Annotated in this window: 21 protein-coding genes; 15 read left to right on the plus strand and 6 right to left on the minus strand. The window is 65.0% G+C overall.

Annotated elements, in window-relative coordinates:
* Window positions 1-41: 41 nt before the first annotated feature.
* From PAM7066_RS15890 to PAM7066_RS15905, 4 genes are all read right to left on the minus strand, one after another.
* Window positions 42-515, minus strand: coding sequence for a DUF6505 family protein (locus PAM7066_RS15890; protein ID WP_085855226.1), 474 nt, complete (start codon window positions 513-515; stop codon window positions 42-44).
* Entirely contained in the window at window positions 515-1,579 is a 1,065-nt protein-coding gene (locus tag PAM7066_RS15895; RefSeq protein WP_085855205.1) for an Mrp/NBP35 family ATP-binding protein, read from the minus strand. The genes PAM7066_RS15890 and PAM7066_RS15895 overlap by 1 nt, the downstream gene beginning before the upstream one ends.
* Window positions 1,576-1,779, minus strand: a complete 204-nt coding sequence (locus PAM7066_RS15900; protein ID WP_085855206.1) for a DUF6494 family protein — start codon at window positions 1,777-1,779, stop codon at window positions 1,576-1,578. Before PAM7066_RS15900 ends, PAM7066_RS15895 begins: the two co-directional genes overlap by 4 nt.
* A 93-nt stretch (window positions 1,780-1,872) precedes the next feature.
* Window positions 1,873-3,849 (minus strand): 4Fe-4S binding protein, encoded by a 1,977-nt coding sequence (locus tag PAM7066_RS15905; RefSeq protein WP_085855207.1) that lies wholly within the window; start codon window positions 3,847-3,849, stop codon window positions 1,873-1,875.
* 168 nt (window positions 3,850-4,017) lie between these two features.
* Here PAM7066_RS15905 and PAM7066_RS15910 point away from each other — a divergent pair, with 168 nt between their 5' ends.
* Both PAM7066_RS15910 and PAM7066_RS15915 read left to right on the plus strand, forming a co-directional pair.
* The gene (locus PAM7066_RS15910) at window positions 4,018-4,566 is read left to right on the plus strand and encodes a DUF3306 domain-containing protein (protein ID WP_085855208.1); all 549 of its coding nucleotides are present in this window, start codon (window positions 4,018-4,020) and stop codon (window positions 4,564-4,566) included.
* Complete coding sequence (locus PAM7066_RS15915) at window positions 4,563-5,159, plus strand: TorD/DmsD family molecular chaperone (protein ID WP_085855209.1); 597 nt, start codon at window positions 4,563-4,565, stop codon at window positions 5,157-5,159. The genes PAM7066_RS15910 and PAM7066_RS15915 overlap by 4 nt, the downstream gene beginning before the upstream one ends.
* On the opposite strand, the gene PAM7066_RS15920 is transcribed toward PAM7066_RS15915, so the two are convergent.
* Window positions 5,147-5,836: an endonuclease/exonuclease/phosphatase family protein gene (locus PAM7066_RS15920; RefSeq protein ID WP_085855210.1), complete on the minus strand. Its 690-nt coding sequence runs from the start codon at window positions 5,834-5,836 to the stop codon at window positions 5,147-5,149. The genes PAM7066_RS15915 and PAM7066_RS15920 overlap by 13 nt on opposite strands.
* Window positions 5,837-5,838: 2 nt before the next feature.
* Window positions 5,839-7,242: a phospholipase D-like domain-containing protein gene (locus PAM7066_RS15925; protein ID WP_085855211.1), complete on the minus strand. Its 1,404-nt coding sequence runs from the start codon at window positions 7,240-7,242 to the stop codon at window positions 5,839-5,841.
* Between the two features lie 111 nt (window positions 7,243-7,353).
* Between PAM7066_RS15925 and secE the strand changes: the two genes are divergently transcribed.
* The 13 genes from secE to PAM7066_RS15990 form a co-directional block, all read left to right on the plus strand.
* On the plus strand, window positions 7,354-7,554 hold the full coding sequence (secE, locus tag PAM7066_RS15930; RefSeq protein ID WP_085855212.1) for a preprotein translocase subunit SecE: 201 nt from the start codon (window positions 7,354-7,356) through the stop codon (window positions 7,552-7,554).
* Window positions 7,555-7,713: 159 nt separating this feature from the next.
* On the plus strand, window positions 7,714-8,247 hold the full coding sequence (gene nusG, locus PAM7066_RS15935) for a transcription termination/antitermination protein NusG (protein WP_085855227.1): 534 nt from the start codon (window positions 7,714-7,716) through the stop codon (window positions 8,245-8,247).
* 111 nt (window positions 8,248-8,358) lie between these two features.
* Window positions 8,359-8,784 carry a 50S ribosomal protein L11 gene (gene rplK / locus PAM7066_RS15940; RefSeq protein WP_085855213.1) on the plus strand — a complete coding sequence of 142 codons (426 nt, stop codon included), beginning with the start codon at window positions 8,359-8,361 and terminating at the stop codon, window positions 8,782-8,784.
* Entirely contained in the window at window positions 8,784-9,485 is a 702-nt protein-coding gene (rplA, locus tag PAM7066_RS15945) for a 50S ribosomal protein L1 (RefSeq protein ID WP_085855214.1), read from the plus strand. Before rplK ends, rplA begins: the two co-directional genes overlap by 1 nt.
* 214 nt (window positions 9,486-9,699) lie before the next feature.
* Window positions 9,700-10,341 carry a DUF8692 domain-containing protein gene (locus PAM7066_RS15950; protein ID WP_217808390.1) on the plus strand — a complete coding sequence of 214 codons (642 nt, stop codon included), beginning with the start codon at window positions 9,700-9,702 and terminating at the stop codon, window positions 10,339-10,341.
* A 264-nt stretch (window positions 10,342-10,605) separates the two neighbouring features.
* Window positions 10,606-11,124 carry a 50S ribosomal protein L10 gene (gene rplJ / locus PAM7066_RS15955; protein WP_085855216.1) on the plus strand — a complete coding sequence of 173 codons (519 nt, stop codon included), beginning with the start codon at window positions 10,606-10,608 and terminating at the stop codon, window positions 11,122-11,124.
* A gap of 69 nt (window positions 11,125-11,193) precedes the next feature.
* Window positions 11,194-11,574 (plus strand): 50S ribosomal protein L7/L12, encoded by a 381-nt coding sequence (gene rplL / locus PAM7066_RS15960; protein ID WP_085855217.1) that lies wholly within the window; start codon window positions 11,194-11,196, stop codon window positions 11,572-11,574.
* A 239-nt stretch (window positions 11,575-11,813) separates the two neighbouring features.
* Window positions 11,814-15,968, plus strand: coding sequence for a DNA-directed RNA polymerase subunit beta (gene rpoB / locus PAM7066_RS15965; RefSeq protein WP_085855218.1), 4,155 nt, complete (start codon window positions 11,814-11,816; stop codon window positions 15,966-15,968).
* A 67-nt stretch (window positions 15,969-16,035) separates the two neighbouring features.
* Window positions 16,036-20,274 (plus strand): DNA-directed RNA polymerase subunit beta', encoded by a 4,239-nt coding sequence (gene rpoC, locus PAM7066_RS15970; RefSeq protein ID WP_085855219.1) that lies wholly within the window; start codon window positions 16,036-16,038, stop codon window positions 20,272-20,274.
* Window positions 20,275-20,707: 433 nt separating this feature from the next.
* Entirely contained in the window at window positions 20,708-21,079 is a 372-nt protein-coding gene (rpsL, locus tag PAM7066_RS15975) for a 30S ribosomal protein S12 (protein ID WP_085855220.1), read from the plus strand.
* Window positions 21,080-21,091: 12 nt separating this feature from the next.
* Complete coding sequence (gene rpsG / locus PAM7066_RS15980; RefSeq protein ID WP_085855221.1) at window positions 21,092-21,562, plus strand: 30S ribosomal protein S7; 471 nt, start codon at window positions 21,092-21,094, stop codon at window positions 21,560-21,562.
* Between the two features lie 24 nt (window positions 21,563-21,586).
* On the plus strand, window positions 21,587-23,728 hold the full coding sequence (gene fusA / locus PAM7066_RS15985; protein ID WP_085855222.1) for an elongation factor G: 2,142 nt from the start codon (window positions 21,587-21,589) through the stop codon (window positions 23,726-23,728).
* 59 nt (window positions 23,729-23,787) lie between these two features.
* Window positions 23,788-23,912: GTP-binding protein (locus PAM7066_RS15990; RefSeq protein ID WP_246799793.1), on the plus strand; the 125-nt coding region annotated here is incomplete at its 3' end.

The following is a 23,912-nucleotide window of genomic DNA, read 5'->3' on the forward strand; positions in this document are numbered from 1 at the left end:
GCATGAAGGAAAAGTGAACGCGCGTCCGCCGGAGGCCGCGGTCACTCGTCGCCGTGGACGGCAAACTGGCTCAGGTTGGCCTCGGGGGCCGGGATCGAGCGGAAGGCCTCGCGCACACCGGCCTCGGTCATCTCGCGACTGACCGCGAGAAGAGTGTTGTCGTCATGATCCGCGCAGAGATCGACCATGTCCATCAGCTGCTCGCGCGCCGCGGGGCGCGCGGTGGCCAGATCGGGGGCGCCGTAGACCGCGACGAAATGCCCGGCGAGATTCTCGGTCAGGCGCTCCATCTCGGCCTCCTCGATACGCGCGATGACGACGAGCGAGACGCGGCCAAACGTCTCGACCCCGAGCCAGCCGTTCGAGAACGCCTGCTTGTCCTTCCCGGTCAGCCGATCCTCGGTCCAGTTCGCGAAGGCGAAGCCACCCGGAATGCACCACTCGCCCGTCTGCGCGGGCTGCGCGAAGACGAGGGTATCGGATTCGTCCAGATGAACCGCGCGCGCCAGCCGCATCATGCCTGGCCTGCCGCGACGAGGCCCCGCGCGATCTGGCGGAACGCCTGTGCCTGCGAGCTTTCGGGCTTGGAGACGACGATCGGCGCGCCCCCGTCCGCTGCGGTCCGGATGTCCAGGTGCAGCGGGATTTCACCCAGCAGCGGGACGCCCAGCTTCTTCGCCTCGGCCGCGACGCCGCCATGGCCGAAGATGTGCTCTTCATGGCCGCAATTCGTGCAGATGTGGGTGCTCATGTTCTCGATCATGCCGATGATCGGCGTCTTGAGCTGGTTGAACATGTCGATCCCCTTGCGGGCATCGAGCAACGCAACGTCCTGCGGGGTCGAAACGATGATCGCGCCGTCCACGTGGGTCTTCTGCGCCAGCGTCAGCGTCACGTCACCCGTCCCGGGAGGCAGGTCCACGATGAGCACGTCGAGCGCACCCCACTGCACCTGCAGAAGCATCTGCTGCAGCGCACCCATCAGCATGGGCCCACGCCAGACGACAGCCTGCCCCTCGCCGACCATGAGCCCGATCGACATCATGGTGACGCCGTGATTGCGCATCGGCAGGATGGTCTTGCCGTCGGGCGACGCCGGCCGGCCCGAGACGCCGAGCATCCGCGGCTGCGACGGCCCGTAGACGTCTGCATCCAGCAGCCCGACGCGCCGCCCCTCGGCCGCAAGCGCACAGGCGAGGTTGGCCGAGACGGTGGATTTGCCGACGCCGCCCTTGCCGCTGGCCACGGCGAGGATGCGATCCACGCCCGGCACCCTCTGCGCGGGCTCGGGCTGCTTGGGCTTCTGCGACCGGCCCAGGTCGGGCGGGGCCTTGTTGGAATGGGCGGTCATCACAGCCGACACGCTGCTGGCGCCAAGTGCCTTGACCCGCGCCTCGGCCTCGCCCCGCGTGCGCTCGTAGCCCTTTGCCATCTCGCCCGGCACCTCGAGGACGAAGCGCACGGCGTCGCCGTCCACCGTCAGCGCCTTGATCCGGCCTGCCGCGACGATGTCCCCCCCGGTCGCGGGATCCTGTACGCCGGCAAGCGCGGCCTCGATGTCTTCTTTCGTCAGGCTCATTCTGTCCCCTGGCCCTTGATGGTGCCGGTGATCTCGTGCTCCAGGTTCAGCTCGGGGATCGTCAGGACGACCTTGGCATCGTAGCTCTTGCCCTCGGTCACGGGGCCGGCTTCGCGCATGGCCTCTTCGATGGCCTGCTGAGACGTGACCCCGACCTGCTTCAGGAACTTCCGCATCGACATGTTGAACTCGTCGCTCATGACAATCCTCCGGTTGGCTGACAGTCGAGGTATTCGTGAATAGCGCCCGCGACAACGCCCCCGGCCTCGATTACTCCGAGACGTCGGCGCGGATCACTCGGTGCGGCGCTTCTTGCGGCGCTTGGGCAGGACCACCGCGTCCGCCGGCTGACCGTAATCGGCCGATGTGCGGGTGACGGGCTTCGGCGGACCTGAGAGCATCCCCTCGTGCATCTGGCTCTTCACGCGGCAATCGTCGCACATCTGGATCAGCCTGACGGCCTCGGGGCGGGCGAACATCGCGTGCTTTCCGGCCAGGCGCTCGGTGATCCGGTCGATGGTCGACTTCACGCCGAAGGGCGTGCCGCACTCGACGCAGTGGAACGGTTCTTCTTCGCGCATGACGGCCGGGGACAGGGCGGCGTCGGTCGTGTTCATCCGCGGCTCGAGCGTGATGGCATCTTCGGGGCAAATGTTCGCGCAAAGGCCGCATTGCAGGCAGGCATCCTCGGTGAAGAGCAGTTGCGGCTTGTCCGGATTGTCCGACAGCGCGCCCGACGGGCAATTCGGCACGCAGGCAAGGCAGAGGGTGCAGGCATCCGGATCGACGAGAACCGCTCCGTAGGGAGCGTGCGCCGGCAGAGGGGTGATCGCCTCGGGCGCAAGGGCCTTGGCCGCCAAGCGCGCCACCTGTCGCCGGGACCCCATCGACAGCATTGGCTCGGGCGCCGTTTCGGGTGCGGGGCCAAGCGCCGCGGGCAGGGCGTCAGGGTCGCCGACGTCCAGAAGGCGCAGCGCCGCCGGGCCGTCGATGGCGGAGGCGAGTGCGGCTTCCTGTTCCAGCGTGGCCCGGTCCGACATCGGCGACAGAAGCAGCGAGACATCAGCGAAGCCGCTGACCCGTGCCGACAGCGCCTCGGCATGGCCGAACGCAGCGAGCGCGGGCAGGGCGAACGGGATGACATCCGAGGGCAGGCCGGCGCCGTGCCGGGCGAGCAGGTCGATCATCTCGCGCCCGAACCCCTCGTCATGGACCAGGAGGCGGGGCAGGGTGCCGCCGGCTGCGCGATAGGTGCGAGCCAGCGTTGCGATCCGGCGCATCGTGTCGTCCACGGGCGGCGCGTCGTATGTGATCGCGCCCGAGGGGCAGAGGGACGAGCAGGCGCCGCAGCCCGCGCAGACATGCGGATCGACCGCGACATGGTCGCCGTCGGGGGTGATGGCGCCGGTCGGGCAAGCGTCGAGGCACTTGGTGCAGCCGGTTTGCTGGGCGCGGGAATGGGCGCAGAGGTCTTCGCGCAGACGGATGTAGACCGGCTGTTCGAACGTGCCGGTCAGGTCGCGCGCGGCGAGGGTCGCGTCGAACACGGCCTCGGGCCGGCCCGGATCGGCGCGCAGGTAGCCCTCTCGCTTTTCGTGGGCGGGAAAGAGCGGCCGGTCGCCCGACAGGTCGAGGATAATGTCGCACTCGCTTTTCGCGTCGTCGCGGGGCGGGGACATGTCGAACCCGCCGCGCCCGCCGGGGACGAGCTGCGCGAAGCCGTCGATGGTGACGGAGAACTGGCCGAGCGCCCCCGTGGCCTTGCGCAGCCGGCCATGGATCATGTCGAAGGCGCGGGTCTCGGGCGGGGGGGCGGCGTCGGTCAGAAGGCACGTGACGGCGAGCGTGTCTGCCAGCCGACGGGCGGCCGGAAGCGCCACGTCGGAGGCGCCGATCACGAGGCACGTGCCCTCGCTTTCGACATCGATGCTGCGCGGGGTCGGGCGGGGCATCGCGGCGTCGGCCAGCAGCGCGGCCTGTTTCGGCGTCACGTCGCGGGGATCGTCGCTCCACCCTGCGCGGTCGCGCAGATCGACGCAGGCAGGGGCATCGGCGCCGATCTCTTCGGCGAGGCTCTCGAAGGTCGCGCGCTCTTGCTCGCAAGAGATCGTCACCGGACCGCTGGCCATGGCCTCGGCCACGTGGCCAAGCTCGCGCCCGCAGAGGAACGTATGGACCTTCGAGCAGGACCGGCCGCTCGCCGTCTCCAGCTCGTCCCGGTTGACCCGCTGGGAGCCGAGGCAGTCGCACAGTAGAACGGTCTCGGACATGGAACCTCTCGCAATCGTAACGTGCAGAGGCTATGACGTCCGGCCGCGGGCGGCCAGCCCCGTGCCGCGCAAATATCCGTGCGGAGGGAGCTTTTCGCGAAATCCTCGGCAGGACGGGGTTTCGCTTTCGGCCGCGACGCACCACCATAGCAGGGGAGGAGACCGACCATGCCGAAGGCCACCGATTTCTGGTCCCGCCGCCGCCGCGCCGTCGCGGCCGAAGAGGGCGACCGCGCCCGCCGCGAGGACGAGGCGCAGCAGGAGGCCGTCGAGGCCGAGCTCGAGGAGGCGGATGACGAGACCCTGCTGCAGATGCTGGGCCTGCCCGACCCCGAGACGCTGACGCCGGCCGATGCGGCGCGTTTCATGGCGCGCGAGGTGCCGGGCCGCCTGCGCAAGCGCGCGATGCGTGCGCTGTTCCGCGGCCATCCCGGCCTGTCGCTGCCGGACGGGCTTCTCGACTACAACGAAGATTACGCGAACGCCCCCCTCGCGCCGCGCGCGCCCCGGCCGCTCTGGACCGCGGTGCGTCGTGTCGCCGAGGCGCTTCCCGAGGAGGAGGACGAGGCGATCGCCCCGGCGGCGGCCGAGATGCCTGTCGAGGACGAGGCGCCGGAAGAACCCGTCGAGGCCCCGGTGTTCGAGGACGAACCTCCCGAGCCCGAGGTCCTGCGACCCCGGCGCATGACCTTCCGCTTCGAGGAGACTGACACGTGACCCCTCCCGTCGAGATCGCCCCCGAGGACAGCGCCCGCGCCGAGCTCTACACATTCCTCGCCGCGATCCTGTCGGGGCCGCCCCCCGAGGCGCTCCTGGCCCAGATCAGGGGACTGTCGGGCGATGACGAGACAGAGCTGGGTGTGGCGATCGCGGATCTGTCCCGGGCGGCGGGGGGCATCGATGCGGCCGCGGCCGAGCGCGAGTTCAACGCGCTGTTCATCGGGCTGGGGCGGGGCGAGCTTCTGCCCTATGCGAGTTACTACCTGACGGGCAATCTCCACGACAAACCGCTGTCCCGGTTGCGGTCCGACATGCGCAGGATGGGCATTGCCCGGGCCGACAACGTGTTCGAGCCCGAGGACAACATCTCGTCGGTGCTCGAGATGATGGCGGGGCAGATCGTCGGAAATTACGGCGCCGTCGCGCCGTTGCAGAAGCAGGCTGCGTTCTTCGCGGCGCATGTCCAGCCTTGGGCGGGCAAGTTCTTCACCGACCTCGAAGCGGCGAAGGGGGCGGTGCTCTATGCGCCGGTGGGCACGCTGGGCGCGGCCTTCATGCGTATCGAGACCGAGGCGTTTCAGCTGGTCTGAGCGGGGATCAGGTCGGCCCAGACGGGCAGGTGATCCGAGGCCCGCGCGGTCGCCGCGTTGCGCAACACGCCGCACCCCTTCGCCTGCCATGCCGGCCCGATGAGGAACCTGTCCAGGTGCGCCACGGGGCGCGAGGCGTGGAAGCTGGGACCCGGGTCGAGCATTGTCAGGTGTTCTGTCCAGGTCTCGAAGCCGATCCGCCGGGACCATTCGTTCATGTCGCCGGCTATGACCGTCCCGGGGCCGTGCGCTTCCATGGCGGCCGAGATCGCAGCCATCTGCAGCAGGCGGCTGGGGCGCAACAGCCCCATATGCGTGGCGCACAAGGTCAGCGGCCCCTCGGGCGTGTCGACCCAGACGATCAGGGCGCCGCGCGGCTCGACCCCCGGAAGGGGCAGCCGGTCGATCACTCGCGCGGGCCAGTCGGGGCGGACGAGAACGGCGTTGCCATGCCAGCCGAGGCTCGGGCCGTCGCCCGTCAGGACCGGCGCCAGACCCGTCGCATCCACTGCCTCCCGCGGCAACGCGGCCGGGCGCGGCCCGAGCCGCTTGTCGGCCTCTTGCAGGGCCACGATGTCGGCGCCGCTTTCGGCCAGGGCGTGAGCGATGCGGAAGGGATCGCGGCGCCAGTCGAGGCCGACGGCCTTGCGAATGTTGTATGAAACCAGTCGAACCATTTTCAGAGCTGCGGTGCTGCAAGACGGGAAACGCGGGCGAGAACTCGGCGCAGGGCGGGCTGATGGGATAGGGGAGTGTCCAGACGATATGCTCCCTCGAAGTCGCGCAACAGCATGTCCTCGACCGAGCGCGCAGCCTCGGGGCTTTCGACGACCACCGTCAGCTCGAAATTCAGGAGGCCTGAGCGAATGTCGAGATTCACCGACCCGACCGAGGCAATGTCGTCATCCATCAGGGCCACCTTCTGGTGCATGAAGGCGGGCGTATAGCGGTAGATCTCCCCGCCGGCGGCGCGCAGCTCGTCGAAATAAGAGAACGCCGCCCACCACGGCAGCCAGTGGTCCGGCCGGTCGGGCACCAGCAGCCTCAGGTCGACGCCCCGGAGCGCGGCCAGCTGCAGCGCGGCCATGACCTGCGAATCGGGAACGAAATAGGGTGTGGCGATCCAGAGCCGCTCGCGCGCCTGCTGCGCGAGGGCGATGAAGTAGAGGTTGCCGGTGTTCAGCTCGTCCGTGGGCGCGATCGGCAGGGCCACGCCGCGCATGTCGCCGGCCTTCGGCGCGGGGCGGAGCATCGGCCGGATATCGTCTCCGGTCGCCCAGGCCCAGTCGGCGGCGAAGCTGCGCTCGAGCTGGTCCACGACCGGGCCCGAAATGCGCGCGAAGGTGTCGCGCCAGGGGCCGTAACTCGATTCGCCGATATAGGTCTTCGAGCAGTTCTGCCCGCCCGTCAGCGCCACTGTCCCGTCCGCCACCACCAGCTTTCGGTGGTTGCGATAGTTCCACTGGAAGGCCCCTAGCGCGCGCCGCGGCCCCTTCGGCTTGGCGGTCTGGATGCCGGCCTCGTGCATCTGGCGCATGAAACGGCGGGGCAAGCCGAAGAGGGGAAATTCGTCATGGAGGAAGTAGACTTTCACGCCTGCTCTGGCCCGGTCGATGCAAGCGGCCTGGACGCGACGGCCGATCTTGTCGTCTGCGAAGATGAAGAATTGCACCAGGACGTAGTGCTCGGCGCTGCGGATCGCGGCCTCGACGGCGTCGAAGGTGGCTTCCCCGTCGACCAGAAGCTCCATGTCGCAGCCCTCGGCGACCTTGTTGCTTGAAAGCCGCGAGAAGACGGAAAGGCGATCTTCGGGATCGGGCGGATCGCGGTGGTCCACGCCGTCCTCGCCGATCCGCGCATCCGAGGCGCGGCGGCGCTCGGCGAACTTGGCGTAGTTGGCCCAGCCGAAGATCGCGTAGGCCGGGATGCCCACGAACGGGTAGGCGAGGATCAGGACGATCCAGCCCATTGCACCCTGCGGCGTCCTCGAGGTGCGGATGGCCAGGTAGCCGGCCACGATCGCGGGCAGGACCAACGCCGCGCGCAGGATCAGATCGTCGATCTCTATCAAGTTGCTCAGCAATTGAATTCCGCTGTCCCCGTTTTCATTCGGGGGGAGCTAGTGCGTTCCGTTCGGCTTGAAACCGTCGCCATGCTTCCGTATCTGGCGCAGAGCCGATCCGGAGGATTCCCCATGGCCGTCAAGACCAATCCCTTCCAGTTCATCCAGCAGACCCGCGCCGAGATCTCGAAGGTCGTCTGGCCGACCCGCCGCGAAGTTCTGCTGACGACCGTGATGGTCTTCATCATGGCCACGCTGACGGCGGTGTTCTTCTTCTTCGTCGACTTCGTGATCCGCCAGGGGCTGGAACTGCTTCTGACGACTGTCGGCTAGGTTTCCCGCCTGCCGCGCCCGTCCGGGGCGGCACGGGCTTGATATCCGCGCGTCCGGGCGGTAAGAGGCGCGCAATTCCCCGACATGGCGTGCTTCGAAACGGTTGCGCGCCGCTTTTTTGTCTGGGGCGCGTTATGCAAGCATGAAGGGCAGGGCCAGATGGCAAAGCGGTGGTATTCGGTCAGCGTTCTGTCGAACTTCGAAAAGAAGATCGCCGAACAGATCCGCACCGAGGTCGCCGAGAAGGGCCTCGAGGACCAGATCGACGAGGTGCTCGTCCCGACCGAAGAGGTCATCGAGGTGCGTCGCGGCAAGAAGGTCTCGACCGAGCGGCGCTTCATGCCGGGCTACGTCCTCGTGCACATGGAAATGTCGGATCAGGGATATCACCTGATCAGCCAGATCAACCGCGTGACCGGGTTCCTCGGGCCGCAAGGGCGCCCGATGCCCATGCGCGACGCCGAGGTCGAGGCGATCCTGGGCCGCGTCCAGGAAGGCGAAGATACGCCGCGCATCGAAATCAGCTACGAATCGGGCGAGAAGGTGAAGGTCACCGACGGTCCGTTCGAGGGGTTCGAAGGCACCGTCGAGGACGTGGACGAGGCGCATCAGACCCTGAAGGTCTCGGTCTCGATCTTTGGCCGGGCCACCCCGGTCGAGTTGGAATACACTCAGGTTTCAAAGGAAATCTGAGCGTTCGACGTGGGAGCCGCCCGCATTGCGGGGGCGAACCACGGCATCCGCGCTTTCGGGCGCATGTAGGGTGGGGATGATCCCCGCCGCGAATGTCAAAGGAGGCCTCACATGGCCAAGAAGAAGATCGGCAGCATGAAGCTGCAGGTGAAGGCGGGGCAGGCAAATCCCTCTCCGCCCGTCGGCCCGGCGCTGGGTCAGCGCGGCATCAACATCATGGAGTTCTGCAAGGCGTTCAACGCCAAGACGCAGGACATGGAGCAGGGTGCGCCTTGCCCCACCGTGATCACCTATTACCAGGACAAGTCCTTCACGATGGAAATCAAGACGCCGCCCGCGTCTTATTACCTCAAGAAGGCCGCCGGCGTGACGTCGGGCGCCAAGACGCCCTCGCGCGAGACTGTCGGTCAGGTGACCGCCAAGCAGGTCCGCGAGATCGCCGAGGCGAAGATGCGCGATCTGAACGCGAACTCCGTCGAGGACGCGATGCAGATCATCCTGGGCTCCGCCCGCTCCATGGGCATTGAGGTGAAGTAATGGCCAAGCTGACCAAACGCCAGAAAGCCCAGGCCGCCTCGGTCGAGGGCAAGGAAAACATCTCGGTCGAGGATGCCGTCGCGCTGATCAAGTCGAACGCGACCGCTAAATTCGACGAGACGGTGGAAATCGCGCTGAACCTCGGGATCGACCCGCGCCACGCCGACCAGATGGTCCGCGGCACGGTGAACTTGCCCGCCGGAACCGGCAAGACCGTCCGCGTGGCCGTCTTCGCCCGCGGTGCCAAGGCCGAGGAAGCGCAGTCAGCCGGTGCGGACATCGTCGGAGCCGAGGACCTGATGGAGCAGATCCAGAACGGTCAGATCAACTTCGACCGCTGCATCGCGACTCCGGACATGATGCCGATCGTCGGCCGTCTGGGCAAGATCCTCGGCCCGCGAAACCTGATGCCGAACCCCAAGGTCGGCACGGTGACTATGGACGTGAAAGAGGCCGTCGAGGCCGCCAAGGGCGGTCAGGTGCAGTTCCGCGCCGAGAAGGCTGGCGTCGTACATGCCGGCATTGGCAAGGCGTCGTTCTCGGACGAGGATCTGGCGCGAAACGTCCGCGCCTTCGTGGATGCGGTGTCCAAGGCCCGGCCGACGGGTGCCAAGGGCACCTACATGAAGCAGGTCGCCCTGTCCTCGACCATGGGTCGTGGCGTGACCGTCAATGTCGTGTCGGCCACCGGCAACGAGTGACCTTCGGCTAGAAGTTGTTCCAAGAGGGCGGGCCAGGTGGCCCGCCCTTTCTCGTTTGGGATGGTCGTGCAGGAGATTCCGGGAAAGCTGCCCCTCCCGGCTCCGCCTTCTCAGGCTCTCAGCTGGTGCCGTGGCGGAACTGGGAGGGCCCCTCGCGTTTTCGTCATCGGAACGTCATACTGGCCACCGCTCATTCTCAGTCGGGTTGATGACCATGTGGCGTTCGCGCCTGTTCCTCTATTGTCTGGCCGCCGATGCGGTGTTCATCGCGATCTACGTCACGCTACGCTTGGCCGAGCTGGCGGGCGTCGGCAAGATGCATTCGATGCTGAACCTCGAGAGCGAAAGTAGCCTTCCCAGCTTCTTCATCTATTTCCAGTGGCTCGCGATGAGCATTGTGCTGTTCCGCGCCGCGCGCCGAAGTGGAAGCATAGCCGCGGCTGCGCTGGGGCTTTTCGCAGGACTTCTGTTCCTCGATGACGCGGCGCAGATCCATGAGCAGCTGGGCGAGCTCGTCGCGTCGGCCCTCGACCTGACGGGCATCTCGGGGGTGCCGCCGGACGGCGTCGGCGAGTTGATCGTGTTGGCCGGCTTGGGCGTTGTCTGTCTGGCGTGCATCGTCGTCGCCTGGATGCGTCCGGGCGGCGTGGGGCGCCCGATGATCATGACCTTCACTCTGCTTGCTGCCCTTCTGGCGGGGGTCGGGGTCGGCTTCGACGTGGTGCACGAAATGACCTCTGACCGCCTGCAGTGGGTGTTCGGCACCGTGGAAGACGGCGGCGAGATGATCCTGGCCACGGCGATGCTCGCTCTGGCCGCACGGGTCGCCGCCCGATCGAAGGCCGGGATCGAGTAAAGACGCGGCACCCCCTTCCATTTCCCGCGCCACACCTATAGGGACCCCGGATGGAAGGCCACTCGATTCGTGTGGCCCGTCATTTCGTCCGAGACGGTGGGTCGGAGCGATCCGGTAATTCCTGCCTGAGACGGGAAGAGACATTCTCTCGGGGCCGTTCCCGCGGCTACCACAGGGATGCGACGACCCGTTCGGACCGCATGGCCGGGGCCTCCCCGGTCGGACTGAGCCGGAGGGGTCGCCCTCCAAACTTGGAGTGAAACTGTGGATAGAGCCCAGAAAGAGAAAGTGGTCGAGGAACTCGGCCAGATCTTCGAAAGCTCTGGCGTCGTGGTGGTCTCGCACTACCAGGGCCTCACGGTTGCCGAGATGCAGGATCTTCGGGCGCGCATGCGTGCTGTCGGAGGCTCCGTTCGCGTCGCCAAGAACAGGCTCGCCAAGATCGCCCTGCAGAACACCGAGATGGCTGACATCTCGGAGTACCTGCTGGGCCAGACTGTCCTGTCCTACTCGGAAGACCCCGTGGCTGCGGCCAAGGTGGCGGACGAGTACGCCAAGGAGAATCAGAAGTTCGTGATTCTCGGCGGCGCCATGGGCGAGACGAAGCTGGACACCGCCGGTGTCGTGAGCGTTGCCAAGCTGCCCAGCCGTGACGAGCTTATTGCTCAGGTTGTCAGCTGCATTGGTGCGCCTGCGTCGAACATCGCCGGTGCGATCGGGGCGCCTGCTTCGAACATCGCGAGCATCCTGTCGACCATCGAGGAGAAGGCGGAAGCCGCCTGATCTTCGCGAGACCCACGCGGCTTGAAAGTCGCGACGTTGGAACCCATCTGACTGAACGGAAACGAGACAATGGCTGATCTTAAAGCTCTTGCCGAGCAAATCGTAAACCTGACGCTTCTGGAAGCGCAGGAACTGAAGCAAATCCTCAAGGACGAGTACGACATCGAGCCCGCCGCTGGCGGCGCCGTGATGATGGCGGGCCCGGCCGATGGCGCCGGTGGTGCCGCTGCCGAGGAGCAGACCGAGTTCGACGTGATCCTGAAGAGCGCCGGCGCTCAGAAGATCAACGTGATCAAGGAAGTCCGCGCCATCACCGGCCTGGGCCTCAAGGAAGCCAAGGAACTGGTCGAAGCCGGCGGCAAAGCCGTCAAGGAAGGCGTCGACAAGGCCGAGGCCGAAGAGATCAAATCGAAGCTCGAAGCGGCTGGCGCCGAAATCGAGCTCAAGTGATCGGGCAGGGGTGCGCGTGAGCGCATCCCTTCCTATGTAACGTGGCCGACCCCGGTTCATCCGGGGTCGGCCTACCGCGTCTCGGCAAGGGCCTTCGGGCTTTTCCCCAGGTGCGGTGCCGGATCGGGCGGTCGTCTGTGGGAGGACGACCAGGTATGGATCCGGCCCCCCCGTTTCGCCCGGATGTCCGGCCTTTCCCCAGGGGTCGCGCATCTGCGAAGAGAAAAGGTGCACTCTACATGGCGACCAGCTACCTCGGCCAGAAGCGTCTTCGGAAGTATTACGGCAAGATCAAGGAAGTCCTTGAGATGCCGAACCTCATCGAGGTCCAGAAGGCCAGCTACGACCTGTTCCTGAAATCCGGCGAGGGCGACGAGCCGCTCGACGGCGACGGGATCAAGGGCGTTTTCCAGTCTGTCTTCCCGATCAAGGACTTTAACGAGACTGCCGTCCTCGAATTCGTGGGTTACGAGCTCGAGAAGCCGAAATACGACGTCGAGGAATGCCAGCAGCGCGACATGACCTACAGCGCGCCGCTGAAGGTCACCCTGCGCCTGATCGTGTTCGATGTGGACGAAGATACCGGCGCCAAGTCGGTCAAGGACATCAAGGAGCAGGACGTCTTCATGGGCGACATGCCCCTGATGACGCAGAACGGCACCTTCATCGTGAACGGCACCGAGCGGGTCATCGTTTCCCAGATGCACCGTTCCCCCGGCGTTTTCTTCGATCACGACAAGGGCAAGACCCACTCCTCGGGCAAGCTTCTCTTCGCGTGCCGCATCATTCCCTATCGTGGCTCCTGGCTCGATTTCGAATTCGACGCCAAGGACCTTGTCTTCGCGCGCATCGACCGTCGCCGGAAACTGCCGGTGACGACCCTTCTGTATGCCCTTGGTCTCGACCAGGAAGGCATCATGCAGAGCTACTATGACGAGGTTTCTTTCCGTCAGGTTAAGAACAAGGGCTGGGCGACCAAGTTCTTCCCCGACCGCGTGCGCGGCACCCGCCCGACGCATGACCTCGTGGATGCCGAAACCGGCGAAGTGATCGCCGAGGCCGGCCAGAAAGTCACGCCGCGGACCGTCAAGCAGCTGAAGGACGAAGGCAAGGTCACAGAGCTGCTCGTGCCCTTCGACAGCATCGTCGGCCGTTACGTCGCGCGCGATATCATCGACGAGGAAACCGGCGCGATCTTCGTCGAGGCCGGCGATGAGCTGACCTGGGAGATCGACAAGACGGGCGAAGTGACCGGCGGGACGCTGAAGGAGCTGCTGGACAACGGCATCACCGACATCCCGGTGCTCGACATCGACAACATCAATGTCGGCCCGTACATGCGCAACACCATGGCGCAGGACAAGAACATGGGCCGCGACACCGCGCTCATGGACATCTACCGCGTAATGCGTCCGGGCGAGCCGCCCACCGTCGAAGCCGCGTCGAACCTGTTCGACTCGCTGTTCTTCGATTCCGAGCGCTACGACCTCTCGGCCGTCGGCCGGGTCAAGATGAACATGCGCCTTGATCTTGATGCCGACGACACGCAGCGTACGCTGCGCAAGGAAGACATCATCTCGTGCATCAAGGCGCTGGTCGATCTGCGTGACGGCCGCGGCGAGATCGACGACATCGACCACCTCGGCAACCGCCGGGTGCGCTCGGTCGGCGAGCTGATGGAGAACCAGTACCGTGTCGGCCTGCTGCGGATGGAGCGCGCCATCAAGGAGCGCATGTCCTCGGTCGAAATCGACACGGTCATGCCGCAGGACCTGATCAACGCGAAGCCCGCGGCTGCCGCGGTGCGCGAGTTCTTCGGCTCGTCGCAGCTGTCGCAGTTCATGGACCAGACCAACCCGCTGTCGGAAGTGACGCACAAGCGTCGTCTCTCGGCGCTCGGGCCGGGCGGTCTGACCCGTGAGCGTGCCGGCTTCGAGGTGCGCGACGTGCACCCGACCCACTACGGCAGGATGTGCCCGATCGAGACGCCGGAAGGCCCGAACATCGGCCTGATCAACAGCCTCGCGACCTTTGCGCGGGTGAACAAGTACGGCTTCATCGAGACCCCGTATCGGGTCGTGACGGACGGACAGGTGACCGACGAGGTTCACTACATGTCCGCCACCGAAGAGATGCGTCACACGGTCGCCCAGGCGAACGCGCAGCTCGATGAGGGCGGCAAGTTCATCCAGGAGTTCGTCTCGACCCGTCAGTCGGGCGATTACACCCTTGCGCCGAACGAGAGCGTCGACCTGATCGACGTGTCGCCCAAGCAGCTGGTTTCGGTCGCGGCCGCGCTGATCCCGTTCCTCGAGAATGACGACGCCAACCGCGCGCTGATGGGCTCGAACATGCAGCGCCAGGCGGTTCCGCTTCTGCGCGCCGAGGCGCCGCTGGTCGGCACCGGCATGGAAGAGCGCGTGGCGCGTGACTCGGGTGCGGCGATCACCGCGCGCCGGGCCGGCGTGATCGACCAGGTGGACGCGACGCGTATCGTTGTCCGTGCCACCGAGGATCTCGAGCTCGGCGACGCTGGCGTGGATATCTACCGTCTGCGCAAGTTCCAGCGGTCGAACCAGAACACCTGCATCAACCAGCGTCCGCTGGTGAAGGTGGGCGACACTGTAAGCAAGGCCGAGGTCATCGCCGATGGTCCCTCGACTGACATGGGCGAACTGGCCCTCGGCAAGAACGTGGTCGTCGCGTTCATGCCCTGGAACGGCTACAACTACGAAGACTCGATCCTGATCTCCGAGCGGATCACCCGCGACGACGTGTTCACCTCGATCCATATCGAGGAGTTCGAGGTCGCTGCGCGTGACACCAAGCTCGGGCCGGAAGAGATCACCCGCGACATCCCGAACGTCGGCGAGGAAGCCCTGCGCAACCTCGACGAGGCGGGTATCGTCTATATCGGTGCCGAAGTCGGACCGGCGGATATCCTTGTCGGTAAGATCACGCCCAAGGGCGAAAGCCCGATGACGCCGGAAGAGAAGCTTCTGCGCGCCATCTTCGGCGAGAAGGCCTCGGACGTGCGCGACACCTCCCTCCGTCTGCCCCCGGGCGACTACGGGACGGTCGTGGAAGTTCGCGTGTTCAACCGGCACGGTGTCGAGAAAGACGAGCGTGCGGTTCAGATCGAGCGTGAAGAGATCGAGCGCCTGTCGCGTGACCGCGACGACGAACTCGCGATCCTCGATCGGAACATCTACGCCCGTCTGCGCGAGTTGATCCTCGGCAAGCTGGCGGTGAAGGGACCGAAGGGCGTGAAGCCCAACACCCAAATCACCGAGGAGCTTCTGGACGGGCAACTGTCCAAGGGTCAGTGGTGGCAGCTTGCCCTCGAAGACGAGGACGACGCCAAGATCATGGAGGCCCTGAACGAGCAGTACGAGGCGCAGAAGCGTGCCCTCGACGCCCGTTTCGAGGACAAGGTCGAGAAGGTCCGTCGTGGCGACGACCTGCCGCCGGGCGTCATGAAGATGGTCAAGGTCTTCGTGGCGGTGAAGCGCAAGCTTCAGCCGGGCGACAAGATGGCCGGCCGTCACGGCAACAAGGGCGTCATCTCGCGCGTCGTTCCGATGGAGGACATGCCGTTCCTCGAAGATGGGACGCCGGTGGACTTCGTTCTGAACCCGCTCGGCGTGCCGTCGCGGATGAACGTCGGTCAGATCCTTGAGACGCATATGGGCTGGGCTGCGCGCAGCCTTGGCCTGAAGATCGACGATGCACTCGATGACTACCGCCGCAACGGCGATCTGACCCCCGTGCGCGAGGCGATGAAGATCGCCTATGGCGACGAGGTGATGGACGAAGCTGCGTTCGAGGACGACATGCTGCTTGAAGCGGCGGACAACGTCAGGCGCGGTGTCCCGATCGCCACGCCGGTCTTCGATGGCGCGAAAGAGGCCGACGTGAACGACTCGCTCAGCCGTGCGGGCTTCGATACGTCGGGCCAGTCGCGTCTGTTCGATGGCCGCACGGGCGAGGAGTTCAGCCGGAAGGTGACGGTGGGGGTCAAGTATCTCCTCAAGCTGCACCACTTGGTGGACGACAAGATCCACGCGCGTTCGACGGGACCGTACAGCCTTGTGACCCAGCAGCCGCTGGGCGGTAAGGCGCAGTTCGGCGGACAGCGCTTCGGCGAGATGGAGGTCTGGGCGCTGGAAGCGTACGGCGCGGCCTACACCTTGCAGGAGATGCTGACGGTGAAGTCGGACGACGTCGCCGGCCGGACCAAGGTCTACGAGAGCATCGTCAAGGGCGAGGACAATTTCGAGGCCGGCGTGCCGGAATCGTTCAACGTGCTCGTCAAGGAGGTCCGCGGCCTGGGCCTCAACATGGAACTCCTGGATGCCGAAGAGGAGGAGCAGGAAGGCGAAGACGCCGAGTGACCTGCTCCGGGGCCGGTGCGACGCCGGCCCCATCCCTTTGACGCACCCGTATTCTTAAGGACGGAACATGAACCAGGAACTTACCACCAACCCGTTTTCGCCCCTGGCGGCGCCGAAGACCTTTGACGAGATCAAGGTGTCCCTGGCCAGCCCCGAGCGGATTCTCAGCTGGTCCTTCGGCGAGATCAAGAAGCCCGAGACGATCAACTACCGGACCTTCAAGCCCGAGCGCGACGGCCTGTTCTGCGCCCGCATCTTCGGGCCGGTGAAGGACTACGAGTGCCTGTGCGGCAAGTACAAGCGGATGAAATATCGCGGCATCGTCTGCGAGAAATGCGGCGTGGAAGTGACGCTGCAGAAGGTCCGCCGCGAGCGCATGGGCCACATCGAACTGGCCGCGCCCTGCGCCCACATCTGGTTCCTGAAGTCGCTGCCCTCGCGCATCGGCCTCATGCTGGACATGACGCTGCGCGACCTCGAGCGGGTTCTCTACTTCGAGAACTACGTCGTGATCGAGCCCGGCCTGACGGACCTCACCTACGGTCAGATGATGACCGAAGAAGAGTTCATGGACGCGCAGGACCAGTATGGCATGGACGCCTTCACCGCCAATATCGGTGCCGAGGCCATCCGTGAAATGCTGGCGATGATCGACCTTGAAGCCGAGGCCGACCGTCTGCGCGAAGAGCTCAAGGAAGCCACCGGCGAGCTGAAGCCTAAGAAGATCATCAAGCGCTTGAAGATCGTCGAGAGCTTCCTAGAATCCGGCAACCGTCCCGAATGGATGGTCATGACGGTGATCCCGGTCATCCCGCCCGAGCTGCGCCCGCTGGTGCCGCTGGACGGCGGCCGCTTCGCGACCTCGGACCTGAACGACCTGTATCGCCGCGTCATCAACCGGAACAACCGCCTCAAGCGGCTGATCGAGCTGCGCGCGCCGGACATCATCATCCGCAACGAAAAGCGGATGCTGCAGGAATCCGTCGACGCGCTGTTCGACAACGGCCGCCGCGGCCGCGTCATCACGGGTGCCAACAAGCGCCCGCTGAAGTCGCTGTCGGACATGCTCAAGGGCAAGCAGGGCCGCTTCCGCCAGAACCTTCTGGGCAAGCGGGTCGACTTCTCGGGCCGTTCGGTTATCGTGACCGGCCCCGAGCTGAAGCTGCACCAGTGCGGCCTGCCGAAGAAGATGGCGCTCGAGCTGTTCAAGCCGTTCATCTACTCGCGGCTCGAGGCGAAGGGCTATTCGTCCACCGTCAAGCAGGCCAAGAAGCTGGTCGAGAAAGAGCGCCCCGAGGTCTGGGACATCCTCGATGAGGTCATCCGCGAGCACCCGGTCCTTCTGAACCGGGCGCCGACCCTGCACCGTCTTGGCATCCAGGCGTTCGAGCCGATCCTGATCGAAGGCAAGGCGATCCAGCTGCACCCGCTCGTCTGCTCGGCGTTCAACGCCGACTTCGACGGTGACCAGATGGCCGTCCACGTTCCGCTTTCGCTGGAAGCCCAGCTTGAAGCGCGCGTCCTGATGATGTCCACGAACAACGTGCTGTCGCCCGCCAACGGCGCGCCGATCATCGTGCCGTCGCAGGACATGATCCTCGGCCTCTACTACATCACGATGCAGCGCGAGGGCATGAAGGGCGAGGGCATGGTCTTCTCGTCCGTGGACGAGGTGCAGCACGCGCTCGACGCGGGCGTGGTGCACATGCACGCCAAGGTCCAGGCGCGGATGAAGCAGATCGACGCGGACACGGGCGAAGAAGTCGTGAAGCGGTTCGAGACCACGCCGGGCCGCATGCGCCTGGGGGCGCTTCTGCCGCTGAACGCAAAGGCCCCCTTCGATCTGGTCAACCGTCTTCTGCGGAAGAAGGAAGTCCAGCAGATCATCGACACCGTCTACCGCTATTGCGGTCAGAAGGAGTCGGTCATCTTCTGCGATCAAATCATGACCACGGGCTTCCGCGAAGCGTTCAAGGCCGGCATCTCGTTCGGCAAGGACGACATGGTCATCCCCGACACGAAGTGGCCGATCGTCGAGGCCACCCGTGAGCAGGTGAAGGACTTCGAACAGCAGTACATGGACGGCCTGATCACTCAGGGCGAAAAGTACAACAAGGTCGTGGACGCCTGGTCGAAGTGCAACGACAAGGTCACCGAGGCGATGATGAAGACCATCTCGGAGCCCGGGACCGACGCCGACGGCGCGGAGAACGAGCCGAACTCGGTCTACATGATGGCCCACTCGGGTGCGCGGGGCTCGGTCACGCAGATGAAGCAGCTGGGCGGGATGCGCGGCCTGATGGCCAAGCCCTCGGGCGAGATCATCGAGACGCCGATCATCTCGAACTTCAAGGAAGGCCTGACCGTGCTCGAGTACTTCAACTCGACCCACGGTGCCCGGAAGGGTCTGTCGGACACCGCGCTCAAGACGGCGAACTCGGGTTACCTGACCCGTCGTCTCGTCGACGTGGCGCAGGACTGCATCATCCGCGAGCACGATTGCGGCACCGACCGCGCCGTGACCATGCGCGCAGCCGTCAATGACGGTGAAGTCGTGGCGACGCTGGCAGAGCGCGTCCTGGGTCGCGTTGCGGCCGACGATGTGGTGAACCCGGCCAATGACGAGGTCGTCATCAAGGCTGGCCAGCTGATTGACGAGCGGATGGCCGACATGGTCGACGAGCTTCGGATCCCCGAGGCCCGCATGCGTTCGCCGCTGACCTGCGAGAGCGAAGAGGGCGTCTGCGCCATGTGCTATGGACGCGATCTGGCACGCGGTACGATGGTGAATATGGGTGAAGCCGTGGGCATCATTGCGGCACAGTCGATCGGTGAGCCCGGCACCCAGCTGACGATGCGGACCTTCCACATCGGCGGCGTCGCCCAAGGTAGCCAGCAGTCGTTCCAGGAGTCGGGCTTCGACGGCAAGGCGGAGTACCGCAATGCCAACACGCTGACCGATGCTGCAGGCAACGTGATCATCATGGGCCGCAACATGACCCTGGTGATCATCGACGAGCACGGCGTCGAACGCGCATCGCACAAGCTGGGCTACGGCACCACGATGCACGTCAAGGACGGGGCCGACGTCAAGCGGGGCGACAAGCTCTTCGAGTGGGACCCCTACACCCTGCCGATCATCGCCGAAGCGACCGGTCGTGCGAAGTTCGTCGATCTCATCACGGGCATCTCGGTGCGCGACGAGACCGACGATGCGACCGGCATGACGCAGAAGATCGTCACCGACTGGCGTTCTGCGCCCAAGGGGTCCGATCTCAAGCCCGAGATCGTGCTTGCGGACGAGAACGGCGAGCCTCTGCGCAACGATCAGGGCAACCCGATCACCTACACCATGTCGGTGGACGCGATCCTGTCGATCGAAGACGGGCAGGATGTGAAGGCGGGTGACGTGGTCGCGCGTATTCCGCGGGAAGGTGCGAAGACGAAGGACATCACCGGTGGTCTGCCGCGTGTGGCCGAACTCTTCGAGGCACGTCGTCCCAAGGATCACGCGATCATCGCCGAGGCCGACGGTCACGTGAAGTTCGGGCGCGACTACAAGAACAAGCGCCGGATCGCGATCGTGCCGACGGAAGAGGGCGCCGAGCCGATCGAGTACATGGTGCCGAAGGGCAAGCACATCCCTGTCGCCGAAGGAGATTTCATCCAGAAGGGCGACTACATCATGGATGGCAACCCGGCGCCCCATGACATCCTGGCCATCATGGGTGTCGAGGCGTTGGCCGATTACATGATCGACGAGGTGCAGGACGTCTATCGACTGCAGGGCGTGAAGATCAACGACAAGCATATCGAGGTCATCGTGCGCCAGATGCTCCAGAAGTGGGAGATTCAGGACAGCGGTGACACGACACTCCTCAAGGGCGAGCATGTCGACAAGGTCGAGTTCGACGAGGCGAACGAGAAGGCGATGAAGAAGGGCGGCCGTCCGGCTCAGGGCGAACCGATCCTCCTCGGCATCACCAAGGCGTCGCTGCAGACCCGGTCGTTCATCTCGGCCGCGTCCTTCCAGGAGACCACCCGCGTGCTGACCGAGGCTTCGGTCCAGGGCAAGCGCGACAAGCTGGTGGGCCTGAAGGAGAACGTCATCGTTGGCCGCCTGATCCCCGCCGGTACCGGTGGTGCGACGCAGCGCGTCCGCCGCATCGCTGCCGAACGGGACCTGAAGGTGCTGAAGACCGCTCAAGCCGAGGCCGAACAGGCCGCCGCGCTTGCCGCGCCGTCCGACGAGGCGCTGAGCTCGGACGTGGACGTGATCGAAGTGGACGAGAGCCGGGACGAATAGGGCCGGCAATCGTTCGAGAAGATTAGAAGAGGCCCCGTTTCGGCGGGGCCTCTGTCGTGTGTGCAGAAGATCGGCGGTCGTCGGGTCGTGGCCTTGGAATGAAGCCAGGCCAGGTTGCAAACTGCTCGGTGGTTGCCCATCTAGGCGCTACACCACTAGGGCGCTTGGGGCTCTGTTGACACTCCCCGACTCGCCATTTATACGGCGCCAACCGTGCGACCGGGCTTGCCCCGGGCCGGGGCTTAAATTGATGGAAGTGGTCACGATCCGGGCTGAAAGGCTCCGATCCTCTGGAAACCAGCCGCGTGGGCCGACGAGGGCCCAATGCGGCGTTTGCGTTTGGCGGACGCGCCCGGCGCATCAGAAGATGAACCGGGGTGCGCGCGCCCCACTCGAAACGAACAAGTGTTGCAACACGGGGAATGAAACCGGAATGCCAACGATCCAACAGCTGATCCGCAAGCCGCGGCAGCCGAAAGTCAAACGCTCGAAGTCGCTGCATCTCGAGCAGTGCCCGCAGAAGCGGGGCGTCTGCACCCGCGTCTATACCACCACGCCGAAGAAGCCGAACTCGGCCATGCGGAAGGTCGCCAAGGTGCGCCTGACCAATGGCTACGAGGTCATCAGCTACATTCCGGGCGAGAGCCACAACCTGCAGGAGCACTCGGTGGTCCTGATCCGCGGCGGTCGTGTGAAAGACCTTCCGGGCGTGCGCTATCACATCCTTCGCGGCGTGCTCGACACGCAGGGCGTCAAGGACCGCAAGCAGCGCCGGTCGAAGTATGGCGCCAAGCGCCCGAAGTAAGAGGAACAGCCCATGTCCCGCCGTCACGCTGCCGAGAAGCGCGAAATCCTCCCCGACGCCAAGTATGGCGACCGGGTGGTCACCAAATTCATGAACAACCTGATGTACGACGGCAAGAAGTCCGTCGCCGAGGGTATCGTCTACAACGCGTTCGATCGCGTCGAGGGCAAGCTGAAGCGCTCCCCGATCGAGGTGTTCCACGAGGGTCTCGACAACATCAAGCCGTCGGTCGAGGTCCGCTCGCGCCGCGTTGGTGGTGCGACCTACCAGGTTCCCGTCGAAGTCCGCCCCGAGCGCCGCGAGGCACTCGCGATCCGCTGGCTGATCGACGCCTGCCGCAAGCGCAACGAGAACACCATGGAAGAGCGTCTGGCCGCCGAGATGATCGACGCCGTCCAGAATCGCGGTACCGCGGTGAAGAAGCGCGAAGACACGCACAAGATGGCCGACGCCAACAAGGCGTTCAGCCACTACCGCTGGTAACCCCTAGCCTGAGGATTTCTACCAATGGCACGCGAATATCCGCTCGACCGCTACCGTAACTTCGGCATCATGGCCCACATCGATGCCGGCAAGACAACCTGCACCGAGCGCGTCCTTTTCTACACCGGCAAGTCGCACAAGCTCGGCGAAGTCCATGATGGCGCCGCCACCATGGACTGGATGGAGCAGGAGCAGGAACGCGGGATCACTATCACCTCGGCTGCGACTACCACGTTCTGGTTCCGCACCGAAGATGGCGAGAACCCCACGGGCATCTACGGCAATACGCCGCAGGAGGCCAAGTTCCGGTTCAACATCATAGACACCCCGGGCCACGTCGACTTCACCATTGAGGTCGAGCGTTCGCTCGCCGTGCTCGACGGCGCGATCTGCGTTCTCGACGCCAACGCCGGCGTCGAGCCCCAGACCGAGACTGTCTGGCGCCAGGCCGACCGCTACAAGGTGCCGCGCATCGTGTTCGTCAACAAGATGGACAAGATCGGCGCCGACTTCTTCAACTGCGTCACGATGATCAAGGACCGCACCGGCGCCAACGCCGTGCCGATCCAGCTGCCAATCGGCTCCGAGGACCAGCTCGAGGGCATCATCGACCTCGTGACCATGAAGGAGTGGGTCTGGGAAGGTGAAGATCTTGGCGCATCTTGGGTCGTCCGCGACATTCGTGAGGACCTGAAGGACCAAGCCGAGGAATGGCGCGGGACGCTCATCGAGGCTGCCGTCGAAATTGATGACGAGGCCATGGAAGCGTATCTGGAGGGTCAGGAACCTGACCAGCCGAAGCTGCGTGAGTTGATCCGCCGTGCGACGCTGTCACTGTCCTTCGTTCCGGTTCTGGCCGGCTCGGCGTTCAAGAACAAGGGCGTCCAGCCCCTGCTGAACGCGGTCATCGACTATCTGCCGGGCCCCCTCGACGTGCCGCCCTACATGGGCTTCTCGCCGGATGACGAGACCGAGACGCGCAACATTGAACGTCGTCCTGGCGACGATCAGCCCTTTGCCGGCCTCGCGTTCAAGATCATGAACGACCCCTTCGTCGGTACGCTGACCTTCACGCGCATCTACTCGGGCCTGCTCGAGAAGGGCAGCTCGGTGCTCAACACCACCAAGGGCAAGCGCGAGCGCGTCGGCCGGATGATGATGATGCACTCGAACTCCCGCGAAGAGATCGAATGGGCCGGTTCCGGGGACATCATCGCGTTGGCTGGTCTGAAGGACACGACGACCGGTGACACCCTGTCCGATCCGCAAAAGCAGGTCGTTCTGGAAACCATGACCTTCCCCGATCCCGTCATCGAGATCGCGGTCGAGCCCAAGACGAAGGCCGACCAGGAGAAGATGTCCGCCGGTCTCCAGCGTCTTGCCGCCGAGGATCCGTCCTTCCGCGTCGAAACCGACATCGAGTCGGGCCAGACGATCATGAAGGGCATGGGCGAACTTCACCTCGACATCCTGGTCGACCGCCTCAAGCGGGAGTTCAAGGTCGAGGCGAATATCGGTGCGCCGCAGGTCGCCTATCGCGAGACGATCAAGCAGAAGATCAACCACACCTACACGCACAAGAAGCAGTCGGGTGGTTCGGGTCAGTTCGCCGAAGTCCAGCTCGAGATCAGCCCGACCGAGCCGGGTGAAGGCTACTCGTTCGAGAGCCGCATCGTCGGTGGTTCGGTGCCGAAGGAATACGTTCCGGGCGTCGAGAAGGGCATCAAGTCGGTCATGGACTCCGGTCCGATCGCCGGATTCCCGGTCATCGACTTCAAGGTCGCGCTGGTTGACGGCAAGTACCACGACGTCGACTCGTCGGTGCTGGCGTTCGAGATCGCGTCGCGGATGTGCATGCGTGAAGGCCTTCGCAAGGCCGGCGCGCAGCTGCTGGAGCCGATCATGAAGGTCGAGGTCGTGACCCCGGAAGAGTATACCGGCAACGTCATCGGCGACCTCACTTCGCGGCGCGGTCAGGTGCAGGGCCAGGAACCCCGCGGCGTCGCGATCGTGATCGATGCGTTCGTTCCGCTGGCCAACATGTTCGGCTACATCAACAACCTGCGCTCGATGTCCTCGGGCCGCGCGCAGTTCACGATGCAGTTCGACCACTACGAGCCGGTGCCGCAGAATATCTCGGAAGAGATCCAGGCGAAGTACGCTTAACCCACGGACACCGCGGGCCGGCATCGCCGGCTCGCATCCAAAGATAACAGGAGGCCTCCATGGCGAAGGCAAAATTCGAACGCAACAAGCCGCACGTGAACATCGGCACGATCGGCCACGTTGACCACGGCAAGACGACGCTGACGGCTGCGATCACCAAGTATTTCGGTGACTTCCGCGCCTA

Origin of the sequence: Palleronia marisminoris (genome assembly GCF_900172315.1) — a bacterium.
GTDB lineage: Bacteria > Pseudomonadota > Alphaproteobacteria > Rhodobacterales > Rhodobacteraceae > Palleronia > Palleronia marisminoris.

Coding starts and splice junctions, on each gene's coding strand:
- PAM7066_RS15920 (WP_085855210.1), bottom strand. CDS start 5,836: ATGGTTCGACTGGTTTCATACAACATTCGCAAGGCCGTCGGCCTCGAC.
- PAM7066_RS15900 (WP_085855206.1), bottom strand. CDS start 1,779: ATGAGCGACGAGTTCAACATGTCGATGCGGAAGTTCCTGAAGCAGGTC.
- rplA (WP_085855214.1), top strand. CDS start 8,784: ATGGCCAAGCTGACCAAACGCCAGAAAGCCCAGGCCGCCTCGGTCGAG.
- PAM7066_RS15950 (WP_217808390.1), top strand. CDS start 9,700: ATGTGGCGTTCGCGCCTGTTCCTCTATTGTCTGGCCGCCGATGCGGTG.
- rpsL (WP_085855220.1), top strand. CDS start 20,708: ATGCCAACGATCCAACAGCTGATCCGCAAGCCGCGGCAGCCGAAAGTC.
- rpoC (WP_085855219.1), top strand. CDS start 16,036: ATGAACCAGGAACTTACCACCAACCCGTTTTCGCCCCTGGCGGCGCCG.
- rplL (WP_085855217.1), top strand. CDS start 11,194: ATGGCTGATCTTAAAGCTCTTGCCGAGCAAATCGTAAACCTGACGCTT.
- nusG (WP_085855227.1), top strand. CDS start 7,714: ATGGCAAAGCGGTGGTATTCGGTCAGCGTTCTGTCGAACTTCGAAAAG.
- PAM7066_RS15895 (WP_085855205.1), bottom strand. CDS start 1,579: ATGAGCCTGACGAAAGAAGACATCGAGGCCGCGCTTGCCGGCGTACAG.
- PAM7066_RS15890 (WP_085855226.1), bottom strand. CDS start 515: ATGCGGCTGGCGCGCGCGGTTCATCTGGACGAATCCGATACCCTCGTC.
- secE (WP_085855212.1), top strand. CDS start 7,354: ATGGCCGTCAAGACCAATCCCTTCCAGTTCATCCAGCAGACCCGCGCC.
- rpoB (WP_085855218.1), top strand. CDS start 11,814: ATGGCGACCAGCTACCTCGGCCAGAAGCGTCTTCGGAAGTATTACGGC.
- rpsG (WP_085855221.1), top strand. CDS start 21,092: ATGTCCCGCCGTCACGCTGCCGAGAAGCGCGAAATCCTCCCCGACGCC.
- PAM7066_RS15905 (WP_085855207.1), bottom strand. CDS start 3,849: ATGTCCGAGACCGTTCTACTGTGCGACTGCCTCGGCTCCCAGCGGGTC.
- rplK (WP_085855213.1), top strand. CDS start 8,359: ATGGCCAAGAAGAAGATCGGCAGCATGAAGCTGCAGGTGAAGGCGGGG.
- PAM7066_RS15910 (WP_085855208.1), top strand. CDS start 4,018: ATGCCGAAGGCCACCGATTTCTGGTCCCGCCGCCGCCGCGCCGTCGCG.
- fusA (WP_085855222.1), top strand. CDS start 21,587: ATGGCACGCGAATATCCGCTCGACCGCTACCGTAACTTCGGCATCATG.